10 protein-coding genes and 1 pseudogene are annotated in these 13,491 nt (G+C 39.3%); 1 reads left to right on the forward strand and 10 read right to left on the reverse strand.

Going from position 1 to position 13,491, the window contains the following annotated elements; all coding sequences use genetic code 11:
- Nucleotides 1-10 precede the first annotated feature (10 nt).
- The 8 genes from ACFOU2_RS10310 to ACFOU2_RS10345 all read right to left on the reverse strand — a co-directional run bounded on the left by ACFOU2_RS10310 (nucleotide 11) and on the right by ACFOU2_RS10345 (nucleotide 10,605).
- Nucleotides 11-169, reverse strand: a complete 159-nt coding sequence (locus tag ACFOU2_RS10310) for a hypothetical protein (protein WP_377914800.1) — start codon at nucleotides 167-169, stop codon at nucleotides 11-13.
- 199 nt (nucleotides 170-368) lie between these two features.
- Entirely contained in the window at nucleotides 369-2,126 is a 1,758-nt protein-coding gene (locus ACFOU2_RS10315) for a phospho-sugar mutase (RefSeq protein WP_377914802.1), read from the reverse strand.
- A gap of 315 nt (nucleotides 2,127-2,441) precedes the next feature.
- A complete protein-coding gene (locus ACFOU2_RS10320) occupies nucleotides 2,442-4,109 on the reverse strand; it encodes a glycerol-3-phosphate dehydrogenase/oxidase (RefSeq protein ID WP_377914804.1) in 1,668 nt (555 codons plus the stop codon).
- A gap of 455 nt (nucleotides 4,110-4,564) precedes the next feature.
- On the reverse strand, nucleotides 4,565-6,055 hold the full coding sequence (glpK, locus tag ACFOU2_RS10325; RefSeq protein ID WP_377914806.1) for a glycerol kinase GlpK: 1,491 nt from the start codon (nucleotides 6,053-6,055) through the stop codon (nucleotides 4,565-4,567).
- A 290-nt stretch (nucleotides 6,056-6,345) separates the two neighbouring features.
- A complete protein-coding gene (locus ACFOU2_RS10330; protein WP_377914808.1) occupies nucleotides 6,346-6,897 on the reverse strand; it encodes a glycerol-3-phosphate responsive antiterminator in 552 nt (183 codons plus the stop codon).
- A 378-nt stretch (nucleotides 6,898-7,275) separates the two neighbouring features.
- Nucleotides 7,276-8,811 carry a GNAT family N-acetyltransferase gene (locus tag ACFOU2_RS10335; RefSeq protein ID WP_377914810.1) on the reverse strand — a complete coding sequence of 512 codons (1,536 nt, stop codon included), beginning with the start codon at nucleotides 8,809-8,811 and terminating at the stop codon, nucleotides 7,276-7,278.
- A gap of 126 nt (nucleotides 8,812-8,937) precedes the next feature.
- Entirely contained in the window at nucleotides 8,938-9,741 is an 804-nt protein-coding gene (locus tag ACFOU2_RS10340) for a L,D-transpeptidase (RefSeq protein WP_377914812.1), read from the reverse strand.
- Nucleotides 9,742-10,197: 456 nt separating this feature from the next.
- Nucleotides 10,198-10,605, reverse strand: a complete 408-nt coding sequence (locus ACFOU2_RS10345; RefSeq protein ID WP_377914814.1) for a DUF5365 family protein — start codon at nucleotides 10,603-10,605, stop codon at nucleotides 10,198-10,200.
- Nucleotides 10,606-10,884: 279 nt separating this feature from the next.
- Here ACFOU2_RS10345 and ACFOU2_RS10350 point away from each other — a divergent pair, with 279 nt between their 5' ends.
- On the forward strand, nucleotides 10,885-11,811 hold the full coding sequence (locus ACFOU2_RS10350; protein ID WP_377914816.1) for an RluA family pseudouridine synthase: 927 nt from the start codon (nucleotides 10,885-10,887) through the stop codon (nucleotides 11,809-11,811).
- 212 nt (nucleotides 11,812-12,023) lie between these two features.
- Here the strand turns inward: ACFOU2_RS10350 and ACFOU2_RS10355 are convergent.
- Together ACFOU2_RS10355 and ACFOU2_RS10360 are read right to left on the reverse strand one after the other, a co-directional pair.
- Nucleotides 12,024-12,122 (reverse strand): annotated as a pseudogene (locus ACFOU2_RS10355) (aldo/keto reductase); the annotation flags it as partial.
- A gap of 225 nt (nucleotides 12,123-12,347) precedes the next feature.
- Nucleotides 12,348-13,235, reverse strand: coding sequence for a cation diffusion facilitator family transporter (locus ACFOU2_RS10360; RefSeq protein ID WP_377914818.1), 888 nt, complete (start codon nucleotides 13,233-13,235; stop codon nucleotides 12,348-12,350).
- Nucleotides 13,236-13,491 lie beyond the last annotated feature (256 nt).

Consider the following 13,491-nt stretch of genomic DNA (forward strand, 5'->3'; position numbering starts at 1 on the left):
CGTATGTTCTTCATACTGTCGGATTGCGGCCTAATTTCCTCTCCATCAAAAGTCGTAGAAGCGTATGTCTCTTCAAACTCCTTTTCATATCCTTTTCGTTCATTTCAGATTCATTTGCCACATCAACCTGAAATGCTTCTACATGCTGGAATCCTTTTTGATAAAGCACATGTTAAACACTCCCTATAGGTATGTGTATTATCTTCGTTGCTTTTCGTATTTTAACAAAAGAAGAAATTGAACTCTAAATCTTCTTAATCAAACGCTTGTTTAAAAAAGTCCAACATCTTGTGGATCCTGACTTTTCGTCTGTTTAATCAAACGTTTGTTTAGATAAGAATGAAACAAACAGCAGGAAGGCTAACGCCTTATCCTGCTGTTTGAGTGTTTTCAGCTAATTCATTCACACGCTTCATTAAATCCTTTTCAATCGCATCAAGTTTATTGATACTTTCTTGTCTGTTCTTGGCTTTGACCCCGAAGTAAAATTTCACTTTTGGCTCTGTACCAGACGGACGCAAACAGAACCATGACCCGTCTTCTAAAAAGTATTTTAGTACATCCGATTTCGGTAAATGAATCTGTTTCATTTCCTTTGTCTCCAAGTTTAAACGCTCGCTCGTTTTGTAATCTTCCTGAGCAACAATTCTTTGCCCACCCATTGTTGTTGGCGGTTCTTGACGGAAAGAAGCTAAAATATGTTGAATTTGCTGTGCTCCTTTTTTTCCTTTTAACGTTAAAGATTTCAACCCTTCACGATAATAACCGTACGTGTCAAAAATTTGTTCAAGTGCCTGATATAACGTCATGCCTTGCTTTTTATAATGAGCACATGCCTCGACCGCAAATAAAACAGCTTGTACGGCATCTTTATCACGAGCGAAATCGCCAATTAAATACCCATAGCTTTCTTCATAACCGAATTGGAATATGTATTCACCCGTTTGCTCGTATTCTTTGATTTTTTCACCGATAAATTTGAACCCTGTTAATGTATCGATTGTATCCAGCCCGAACGAAGCAGCGATATCTCTTCCAATTTCAGACGTTACGATCGTCTTTAATACAACACCATTGGCTGGAAGGATTCCTTTTTCTTTTCGCTGTGATAGTAAGTAATGCAACAAGATCGCTCCCGTTTGATTTCCTGTAAGCAAAACGTATTCCCCTGCTTCATCTTTTACGGCTACCCCCAAACGGTCCGCATCCGGATCTGTTGCAATTAAAATATCAGCATCAATCTTTTTACCTTCCTTAATTGCATATTCAAACGCCGATGCTTCTTCAGGATTTGGTGATTTCACAGTGGAAAAGTCAGCATCTGGAAGTTCTTGTTCTTTCACGACAACGACATTGGAATAACCTAGAGATTGTAAAGCCCTAAGTACGGGTTTATTGGATGTTCCATGCAATGGTGTGAACACGATCTTTAAATCTTGACCAACTTCTTGTGCCAGAGAAGGATTCAACGAAATGGTGAGAAGTTTTTCATTGTAAGCCTGGTCAACCTCTTCCCCAATGATTTTGATAAGGTCTTTCTCTTTTAAATTCTGTTCATCTTCCACATGAATCTTAAGTTCACTCTCAATTTTGTTTACTTCTTTTACAAGCTGGCCAGCAGGCTCAGGCGGAAGCTGTCCGCCGTCTGGACCGTACACTTTAAACCCATTGTATTCAGGCGGATTGTGGCTTGCTGTAATGACAATACCGCCAAAGGCATTTAAATGACGTACAGCAAAGGATAGTTCAGGAGTAGGACGAAGCTCCTCAAATACATATGTTTGAATCCCGTGAGTAGCCAATGTTTTAGCTGACTCCATCGCAAATTCAGGGGACTTATGCCTTGAATCATAAGCAATGACTACCCCCCGTTTTTTCGCCTCTTCCCCGAAGGATTCAATATAGTTCGCAAACCCTTCCGCTGCTTTGCGAACAGTATAAATGTTCATTCGATTCGTTCCAGCACCGATTTCTCCGCGCATGCCGCCTGTGCCAAACTCTAAATCTTTATAAAAACAGTCTTCTAACAGCTTTTCATCATCCTTGAATTTCGTTAATAATTCACGCATTTCTTGATCAAGATTTGTATCTTGTTCCCAAGTCTTATACTTTTCCATCCAATTCATGCAAAATCCCTCCGACAAAGTTAAAGTTTGAAGGAGGAGGGTGAGACAATGAGGATTTCTCCACTTGACTCACCCTCCTGAAATCAACGGTCATATGAAACCGGTAACATACAAGGTTTCAACGACGTCCCGATTTATCAAAACTGCTTATTATCTAAAAATCCTATAAAACAGCCCCTTCAAACAATTCTATAAGCAATGGCATCTTCCTGCTTCATTTTATCTTCTTCTTTTGACAAATTGTGCCCATCCACGGGAATTTACATGTTACACAATTGGTCTCCTCTCTAATCTTAACATAAGGACTTGAGTTGGTTAACTTACTTTTTCCGCTGCTTCTTCTTCTACTGTTACGACAACGTCATGTAAGTGTTTTTTCAATTCTTTTTGATAATTCGATTTTTGCTCAGCAGACCATTTTAAGACGTTTGCCATATAGTTCACAACTTCATCTTTCCATTCCTTGACCCAATTAATATCAAAGAACAAGGCTCCAGTCCGCCGAATGAAGAAATCGACCGGCTTTGTTACCATTTCTTCTTTAATTGCATAAGCAATTTGTAAAAATACATATAACGGCAGCATGCTTCCTTTTGCTTCCTTCGCATACTCATATACACGGTCTATATTTGAGCCATATCGCTTTGCAAGCTTTAATGCCTCTTCTTTCGTTAAGCCAAGGTGGGTACCAAGTTTGGCTTTTTCTTCAATAAAGGCAGATAGTTTTTTCGAGCCGCCCACATGGCCTCCTGAAATTGGCATTGTTTTTGTTTTACAAGCCTGAAACAATTTTCCGCCTTCTTGTTGTAATTGCTTTGTGACCAAATCTACAACGATTTCTGCCATTTTGCGATAACCAGTTAACTTCCCGCCTGCAATCGTAATCAGACCCGATTTTGAAGTCCAAATTTCATCTTTACGTGAAATTTCAGAAGGGTCCTTTCCATCTTCATGAATAAGAGGACGTAAACCGGTCCAACTTGATTCCACATCCTTCACCATGATTTTCAAGGATGGAAACATATAATTGATCGCATCAATAACATATTGTCGATCTGCTGTTGTCATGCGTGGATGTGCTATATCCTCCTTATACACGGTATCCGTTGTACCGACATACGTTTTACCGTCTCTTGGAATTGCAAACACCATGCGTTTGTCTGGTGTATCAAAGTAGATTGCTTGCTTTAATGGAAAGCGGCTTTGATCAATGACAAGATGAATTCCTTTTGTTAATTGAAGGGATTTACCTGTTTTCGAATGATCTTTGTCGCGCAATGAATCCACCCAGGGACCCGCGGCATTCACGATTTTTTTTGCATACACTTTATAAGGCCTCTTGGAAACTTCATCAACAATGACTGCTCCCACAACTTTTCCGTTTTCATAAATGAATTCTTCTACCTTTGCATAGTTAACAGCAGTTGCTCCTTGCTGGACGGCTTCTTTCACCACTTCGATTGTTAAGCGGGCATCATCAGTTTTATACTCTACATAATAGCCGCTGCCTTTTAATCCTTCTGACTTTAAGAGAGGCTCTCTTTCCATCGTTTCATCTGTACTTAGCATGGTTCTGCGCTCGCTGCGTTTTACACCCGCTAAATAATCATAGACTAATAGACCGATAGATGTAGAAAATTTCCCGAATGTTCCCCCTTTGTGAATCGGCAAAAGCATCCATTCCGGTGTTGTCACATGTGGACCATTCTCATATACAATGGCACGTTCTTTTCCAACTTCCGCTACCATTTTCACTTCAAATTGCTTTAAATAACGCAATCCACCGTGAACCAGCTTGGTTGAGCGGCTTGATGTTCCAGCTGCAAAATCTTGCATTTCGACCAATGCTGTTTTCATCCCGCGCGTTGTCGCATCCAAGGCAATTCCACAGCCTGTAATCCCTCCGCCAATAACAAGAACATCGTATTTTTCCTTTTCCATCTGCTTTAAAATTGCTGTGCGGTTTTCACTTGAAAATGTCATAATCTTGTATGACTCCTTTCGTTTATATAGCTTGCGCAAACGTTTTCTTCCACTTAAACGAAAAAGAGACCACAAATCACCTTACATCTATAGACATAAGGGTTCTGTGGTCTCTCCGTTTCTCCAGCCAAATTATTAACTTATTTGTATTATACCATAAAGACGGTAAAAATGAAAGCGCAGAGGTGTCCCAAAATTAAGAAAATATGTAATTTTAGGAACCCCCCCTCAAATGAAATGGCAGGAGAATCTAATAAGATCAAGGATTTTCCTGACGTTTCATTTGATTAAAAAATTTTATAACTTGAAGGAAAACCTTTTGAGCATCCCACTTAATTTTTTAACCTCAGTTGTTATCTTTGAACTTCTTTACCTTTCTTCCGGTTTTCTCATCCTCAATAGGCTAAAAGGGTCTTTATGTGAATTCATATATATTTGACTACATGAGAAAAAAATCATTTGAAAGCAATCGCTGCCTTAATTGCTTTTTTCCAGCCATTGTATAGGTCTTCGCGCTTTTCTTCTTCCATTTTGGGTTCAAATGATGTGTCAATGTTCCATTGTGCAGCAATTTCTTGCTGATCCTTCCAATAGCCTACTGCCAAACCTGCTAAATAAGCGGCTCCTAAAGCCGTTGTTTCGTTCACGACTGGACGCTCAACCGGCACATTTAAAACATCACTTTGGAATTGCATCAAAAAGTTATTTTTGACTGCTCCGCCATCAACACGCAATGTTTTTAAGGTAATATGTGAATCGGCTTCCATTGCTCCAACTACATCTCTTGTCTGATAAGCAAGCGACTCCAGTGTTGCACGGATGAAGTGTTCCTTCGTTGTCCCTCGTGTTAATCCAAATATGGCTCCTCTTACATCACTGTCCCAATATGGTGTACCTAGGCCTACAAAGGCAGGAACAACGTATACGCCATCAGTTGAATCCGCATCGGCCGCGTATCTTTCACTTTCTTTGGCATCTTTAATCATTCGTAAACCATCACGCAGCCACTGAATAGCAGAACCTGCGACGAAGATACTTCCTTCTAATGCATATTCCACTTTCCCATTAATCCCCCAGGCGATGGTCGTTAATAAGCCGTGATCGGAGGAAACAGCCGTTTCACCTGTGTTCATTAACATAAAGCAACCAGTCCCATAAGTGTTTTTGGCCATTCCCTTTTCATAGCAGGCCTGGCCGAATAAAGCTGCCTGCTGATCCCCTGCTGCCCCTGCAATCGGAACCGCTTGACCGAAGAAATGATAATCGATTGTATGGGCATACACCTCAGATGACGGCTTTACTTCAGGAAGCATCCTCTTTGGCACATCAAGGATATCCAACAATTCGTCATCCCATTTCAATTCATGGATATTGAACATTAACGTTCTTGAAGCATTAGAGTAATCCGTGACGTGAGCTTTGCCGCCTGAAAGCTTCCAAATAAGCCATGTATCAATCGTTCCAAACAGTAACTCCCCTTTTTCCGCACGCTCTCTCGCACCCTCCACATGGTCTAAAATCCACTTTACTTTTGTGCCGGAAAAATACGCATCAATTAATAAGCCAGTTTTTTGACGGAATAAATCATTGTATCCTTTTTCTTTTAACTCTTCACAAATACCGGCTGTTTGACGGGATTGCCATACAATCGCATTATAAATCGGACGTCCTGTGTCCTTTTCCCAAACAACTGTTGTTTCACGCTGGTTTGTGATCCCGATCCCCGCAATTTGATTGGCCGGCACCCCAGATTCCGATAAACAAGATGCAATCACGGCCAAAATGGAGCTCCAGATTTCATTTGGATTATGTTCAACCCATCCCGGCTTTGGAAAATGTTGTGTGAATTCTTTTTGAGCTGTGTATACTACTTCGCCTTTTTGGTTGAAAAGAATCGCTCGAGAGCTTGTTGTACCTTGATCTAACGATAAAATATATTTTTCCATACTTAAGACCTCCGTTTTCCCACTCGCCATGTAAGCGCCTTAATAAGAAAATCCACAATACTTTCCCCCTTATGGAAGAAGTAATTGTGGATCTTCAGGTCTCCGTCACATGTCATTAACTTACTTGCTAGTTTACTAGAAGTTGAAAACGCTGTCAACTATATAAATCCAACTTTTCAGCCTATTCAAGATGGAAGAACAAAAGAGCCGCGAATAGGATAAAGCAGAATGATTCATGTAAAAAAGTTAAGTTAGACTTATATACCTATATATGAATCATATTCGTATATTTAATATGTCTTCCATAGGTCCCGCTTTGATGTCGTAACAGCCGTTGCCCCTGCTTTTAGAGCTCCCGCTACATCTTGCTCTGTGCGAATTAATCCCCCAGCCAAAACAGGGATCCCTGTTTTTTGATGCACTTCCTGAATGAAGGATGGAATGATACCGGGCAAGAGTTCAATATAATCAGGCTGCACCTTTTGGATGAGGCTGTAGCTTTTTTCAAGAGCCGTGCTGTCCAATAAAAAGATCCTTTGGACGGCATACACGCCTTTCTGTTTCGCTTTGACAATGACACTCGAACGGGTAGAAATAATTCCGGCAGGCTTTAATTCCTGACATAGAAATTCAACCGCGTACTCATCATGTTTTAATCCTTGAATCAAGTCAACATGTAAGAACATCTCCTTATCAGCGCGTTTTACCGCGTTCATTATCCCTTTTAACTGTCCTAGATGACTATCGAGCAATACCCCGTATTTATAGTCACTTTCTAAAAACTTATCCAGCTGTTTCATTTCTCTAACCGCAGGCAAAATTTGCTGTTCATCAAAGGCCATCTCTTTCACTCCGTTTACATTCTGTACTTTTTTATGTATAAGTTTAATTTAAAAAAATATAATTATCCATCTCCTTCTTTTGAATGCAACATCCAGTCCATATAATAGTTTATTTGACTTAAATTCGGCAGAGAAACTAATCTTTTTTTGTTACATTATTCTCATTGACTCGTACAGCTTTCCGGATGATAATAATAATTGTTATCATCGATATTAATTATCATTATCATCTATTTTTTAGGCGTTGCCCTGCACAAAATTTGAAGTGGGAATCTTCTCGCCTAAAATGATAAAATAAGATATCTCATAAACAAAGAAGTACCTTTTATGAGTTGTATCCCGACCCCAGGTTTCCTGTGGTCGGGATACAACTCCGATTTATTTCTTATATTTAATTTCATACACATCACCGCGGCGGTCTTTTAGCTGACGGACGGTGCCTGACTGGCGCTGCCTGCGCAAAATTTCCAGATCGACATCACCGATGACGACCATTTCGATATTATCGTTACATTCTCCCACAATACCATCACGTGCGAATTCAAAGTCAGATGGAGCAAAAATGGCTGATTTCGCATATTGGATATCCATATTTTCTACTTGGGGTAAGTTTCCGACTGTACCTGCAATAACGGTATAAATTTGATTCTCTACCGCCCTTGCCTGTGCACAATAGCGAACACGCAAATAACCTTGACGATCTTCTGTACAGAATGGGATAAAAATAATATTAGCACCTTTATCTGTCGCAATACGTGCCATTTCAGGAAACTCAATATCATAGCAAATCTGGATTGCAATTTTTCCGCAGTCTGTATCAAATACTTCTACTTTGCTGCCACGGCTGATTCCCCACCATTTACGCTCATTCGGTGTAATATGCACTTTATATTGCTTTTCAATGGTCCCATCGCGGCGGAACAAATATGCAATATTGTAAATGCCGTCTTCCTCATCCACAAAGTGGGAACCGCCGATAATATTGACATTATATTTCACAGCAAGGCCTGTAAAGAGCTCAATATACTGTTCGGTAAATTGTGCCACATGCTGTACCGCTTTACTTGGTATTTTTTCATTCAAAAAGGACATGAGCTGCGTTGTGAAAATTTCTGGGAACACACAAAAGTCTGCCCCCGCATCGTACGCCACATCTGTATAATATTCGACTTGTGTAGCAAACTCTTCAAATGAACCAATTTGTTTCATCATATATTGAACAACACAAATCCGTACTGGAAAAGCTGTTCTAAAATGGCGTTTTGAGGTTGGTACATAATCGACATTATTCCACTCCATTAACGTCGCATATTTATTGGAAGCAACATCATCCGGGAGATAGCCTCGATTGATTCGCATCAATGTAAATCCATTGCGAAGCTGAAATGTTAAAACCGGATCATAAATTTTATGTTTTATAACTTGTTGTACGTATTGTCTTGGTGTTAATTCACGGGCATATTTATGGTAATTAGGAATCCTTCCCCCAATAATGATGCTTTTTAAATTCAGTTCACGTGCTAACTCTTCACGGGCTTCATACAAGCGTCGTCCAATCTTCATTCCACGGTAATCCGGATGAACCATAACCTCAATGCCATATAAATTATATCCTTCAGGATTATGGTTCGTAATGTAGCCTTCATCAGTAATGTCATCCCATGTATGCTGGGCATCATACTCATCGAAGTTGACCATCAAACTGGAGCAAGAACCGATGATTTTCCCTTCAAATTCCACACAAATCTGACCTTCCGGAAAAATACTTAAATGGCTCTCTAACTGCTCCCGTTTCCATGGAATCATGCCGGGAAAACAAAGTTTTTGCAGTTCAATAATTTCATCAATATCTTTATATTCAATGTTACGGATAATTATCTTTTTCTCAAATTTCGATAAATCAATCGTTGACACGTTTATAGCAACCCCTTTTAGTCTATCTTCTTTTCTTTTTCCCTAAATGTATCCCGGCTAAACAAGATTTTTTTAAGCATGGCGGCCATAAAAAGACACCCGGACGAGGGTGTCTTTTTGCTCATATCAATTGTAATATTCGTTTACTTTCTTAATGACATCCGCCGGGAGGTAAGAAATGTGGATTCGGTCTAGATTGTAATGCACAAACTTTCCACCTATGTTTACCAAGGCGAGGTTCTTATTTACTTCATACACTTTATACGTCTTATTTACCGGTAAAGTACTGATAACTTCATATTTTCCCTCTTTCGTTCTCACCATTAGAGGCATTGGTTTTTTCACCGTTAAGAATCCAACTTGCCCTTTTGATAACTGACTTCCTTTAAAACATACTCCCTTGCATACATTGGCGTTATAGCCGTATTTGCTTGCAATCGCTTCAAAAGCTTGGGACTTGAATTGACCGATAATTACCTTTGTATGTAATTCCACTCGATCAAATAACCATCTTACTTCTTCATCATACATCCGCACGCATCCTGAGCTCACATATTTGCCGATTGAACTTGGATTGTTGTTTCCGTGAATGCCGTATGTCGTTCCATATGTACCGCGCGCATTCAAACCAAGCCAACGATCTCCGAGTGGATTGCGCGGGTCGCCTCCCGGGATTCCTCCCTTATAGTAGGGGCGATTCTTAATCTTATTCACTATTGTAAATGTGCCTTCAGGGGTGTAACTTATTTGTCTCCCCGTTCCAACACTAAACGTTCTGACCAATTTTCCATTTTCAAAAAAGGCTAACCGGTTTGTTGATTTGTTAATGATGATGAATTGATTTTTACTTGCTGCAGACGCTGGTGTTGCGCTAATTGTACTAAAAATCATAAAGACTGCCAAAATCAGACCAAAAACTAGCTTTCTCACTTTTATTTCCCCCTTTTTCTCTGTATCTAGCTGAATTATAAATGACTTAAATTGGTAATAAAACACTTTAGACCAAACAAGTCAAAATATTACAAATAATTAGAATTCTTTCGACACCTAGTTTTCAAAAAAAATAGGAATTCAGCATATTTTACTTTCCAAACGTTGTCTTCTATAATTTTGCTGGGGATTAAAAAGATTGTGAGGAAGTTTTTGTGGAGACTAATAGGCGCATAGAATCATTTCTCTTTTTTTTCGTTAGGGTACATTACCATTCCTTTGGATGAAATATGGCATTGACTCTACTCCCCTACCATCGTTCGTTATGAAGATGGAAAAGAAGTGAATCGAATTGTAGGCTCACAAGAGAAAAGTGTGTTTAAAGACTGGTTTAATCAAACAGGCCAAACAAAATAAAAACCTCTCCTCCCTTAGCAGTTAGAGAGGAGAGATTTTTTAATTGACAGCAAAAGAATATGTTGAAACATTCGGATAATACATATTGACTTGGCACTGTTCCTTTGCAAATTGATCGATTGTTAAAGGAAACGAGAATCCGTATCTTTCTAATATTTCTACATTTTTTTCGAATAATATTTCATGCCGCTTTTGAATTTCACGATGACGAATACACTCGATGACTGCCATAATGGTTTGTAAGCTGCTAATGACTTGTAATGCTTCCTGCAGCAAACCATTATAACGTGAATTCGCTACATGATCAGGATTCAATAAATGAAGCTGTTCTATCTTTTTAAGCTCCTGCGAGGAGAAGTACCGAGGAATAATCTCAAACAAAATCTGAGTTTTCAGGTCTTCTATGTAAGCTTCTATTTCCGGAGTAGCTGCACATTCAATCCTCAATATAGACCCACCTTTTTTAATTGTTCATCAAATTTTCATGTATTACTAGCATACCATAGACTGCAAATTAAATGGGAAGGTATTTGTTCCTTTATATGCAAATATCAGGAATTTATCGTTTCTCTGATAAACAAGATATACTGGTAAAAACGTGGCGGTTTTAGCATTCTCTGTATTTTTGGGCCGTCGTTCCACTATTCTTCTTGTACTTCCTCTTTGTTCTCTTCCCTCGTTATTATATACTCATAAATAACTAAGAAACGAAAAGGTGATATGCATATGTTGATGTCAAGAAAAGGAGATTGGTTTGAAGCGATAATCACAGAAAAACAAGCTGGAATCTCCATTGAAACCTTTTTAAAAGAACATTGGAAAATGCCTAAAAAACTGCTTCATCAATTTCGAATGAAAAAACAAGTAAAAGTCAATAACGAGGTCGTGAATTGGAATCGGCTTTTGCAGCCAAATGACCGGTTGCAAGCTCAATTTTATTTTTCCGAAGAAAACAAGTTGCAGCCGTTTTATCAAGAGCTTGATATATTGTATGAAGATGATCATCTTCTTATTATTAATAAACCAGCAGGGATGGACACACATCCAACTAATCCAACAGATGGGCATACCCTTTCCAATATTGTTTCCTTCTATTTTTTAACAGAAGGATTACAGACCAGCCCCAGACATATTCATCGATTGGATCGGGATACATCCGGAGCCATTTTGTTTGCTAAGCATCCGCTTGCTGCCGCTTTATTAGATCAACAGCTGGAGAAAAGAGAAATTAAACGAACATATATTGCCATTGTAGATGGTATCGTAAAACAAAACAAAGGAACGATTAATGCTTCGATTGGGCGCGATCGTCATCATGCAACAAGAAGACGCGTCTCCTCTTCCGGCCAGCATGCCATTACAAACTATCGTGTTGTACAACGTAACCAACAATTGCAGCAAACATTGGTAGAGTTATCTCTTCAAACGGGACGCACTCATCAAATCCGGGTACATATGAGCCATATCGGTCACCCGCTTGTTGGAGATAACCTTTACGGCGGCTCATCATCTTTTTTTAAACAGGCACTTCATGCCGTGCGTCTTCAATTGACACATCCTTTTACGGATGAGAATATCGAAGTAGTGGCTTCTGCACCTTCTCATATCTTTAAAGCTTATGAGCTCACTATTTCAAAAGAATACTACCACTAATATCAAAAAGGGATTCATAAGGTAAACGACACCTCTTCCGCTTATGATTGCTCTATATCTTGCTCAAGACAGCTTCGGAACAGCCTGTAACGTAACAGGTGATGGTGCATGGTTAATCAGCTTACAGCTAAAAATAACATCACGAATCTTTCGGCTAAAAAAGCAAGTTAATCATGAAAGAGGCTCCTCACAGGAGGGGCCTCTTTCATTAATTAAAAATCAAAATTATCAGGGTCTGGACCAACACGACGGTCTTCATTTAATGCGTTAATTTTCTCCATATCTTCTGCAGTCAGTTCAAAATCAAAAATTAATGAGCGAGAAACTAAACAAACGTTTGATTAACTTTACGAGTTCTGATGCGAAAAAGTACCCGCTGGAAATACAGAGCGCTTAAGTTCTTCAGTTTTGCTGATCAAGCAGTCAATCCAAAAAGTTCATGTATGATTTGACTTAGACATAATAATCACGTACCTCTTTTAGAGTAGTAATATCAGTATGCCCAAGTTTCATAAATTTCTTGTACCAGAACCGTTTCAGCTGTCTTTTTCAACTTTTCTTATTATGTCCGGTTCAATGTGAACAAAGGTAGTGTGGATTTCGTACTTTTCTTCCATTTTTTCTTCAATCTCATCTGCAATAAGGTGACCTTTCACTACACTTAAAAAAGGATCTACTTTCACAGTAACATCTATCAGCACATGATTTCCCTGCATTCTCGCTCTTAAGTCTGCCACCCTGTTTACACCGGGTATGGATTCAATCACTTTCCTATATTCCATTAACTTTTCTTCATCAAAACCATCCGTTAGTAAATGAGAGGCTTCTTTAAAAATTTCAATCGCTGTTTTACAAATAATCAGGCCTACAATCAAAGCGGCAAGCGGGTCAAGCCAAGGGATGCCAAGGTGAGCTCCTGCAATCCCAAGGACAGCCCCCATACTGACAAGTGCGTCTGATAAATTATCTTTTGCCACGGCTTTTAGTGCCTGGCTATTGATTCGATTAGCCAACCGCTGATTATATATGTATACCATCAGCATAACAGCAGTTCCTCCAAGAGCGGTCCAGACTGCCATAAAATCAGGAATTTGTTCTTTTTTATCCGTAATGGAATGAAACGCTTCATACAGTACCTGTACCCCAATGGATAGCATAATAAAAGAAGCAACCAAAGAAGCTATATTTTCCGCACGGGAGTGCCCATAAGGATGATTTTCATCTCGAGGCTTTTTGGAGATTTTCAAGCCAATCAAAACTGCAATAGAGGCAATAATATCTGTAAGGTTATTGAAGCCGTCCGCTTGCAATGCTTCGGAGTCGGCGATCGTTCCAATCATCAGCTTAAAAATGGATAAACCAATATAAGCAACAATGCTAAGCCAGGCTCCTTTTTCTGCATGTTCATAAACCTTTTCTTCCATTCCACGTTCACCTTTCTTTCGACCTCCATAAGCAAACCTAGTGTACCAAACGGAATCCATGTGGGTCTACAGCAACAAACTTGAACGATTGAATGTATATAGCAAGCAGAAAAAACTTTAAACTTAGCCAAAATCATTTTCCCTTGGCAAACTCATTAAAAATTGCTATATAAGAAAAGCGGAGGCGACTGTCTAATCTTGAAAGGCGTTGGAGCGTCTGACAAAGAAGCGCTTTTGGCTTCATATGTTCGTCTGC

This window comes from Bacillus songklensis, from assembly GCF_042649685.1.
In the GTDB taxonomy this organism is placed as follows: Bacteria; Bacillota; Bacilli; order Bacillales; family Bacillaceae_H; genus Bacillus_BA; species Bacillus_BA songklensis.

What these genes read in the sequence shown, in the direction of transcription:
- ACFOU2_RS10320 (WP_377914804.1), bottom strand. Translation starts at nt 4,109, where the DNA reads ATGACATTTTCAAGTGAAAACCGCACAGCAATTTTAAAGCAGATGGAA.
- glpK (WP_377914806.1), bottom strand. Translation starts at nt 6,055, where the DNA reads ATGGAAAAATATATTTTATCGTTAGATCAAGGTACAACAAGCTCTCGA.
- ACFOU2_RS10360 (WP_377914818.1), bottom strand. Translation starts at nt 13,235, where the DNA reads ATGGAAGAAAAGGTTTATGAACATGCAGAAAAAGGAGCCTGGCTTAGC.
- ACFOU2_RS10350 (WP_377914816.1), top strand. Translation starts at nt 10,885, where the DNA reads ATGTTGATGTCAAGAAAAGGAGATTGGTTTGAAGCGATAATCACAGAA.
- ACFOU2_RS10315 (WP_377914802.1), bottom strand. Translation starts at nt 2,126, where the DNA reads ATGAATTGGATGGAAAAGTATAAGACTTGGGAACAAGATACAAATCTT.
- ACFOU2_RS10330 (WP_377914808.1), bottom strand. Translation starts at nt 6,897, where the DNA reads ATGGCCTTTGATGAACAGCAAATTTTGCCTGCGGTTAGAGAAATGAAA.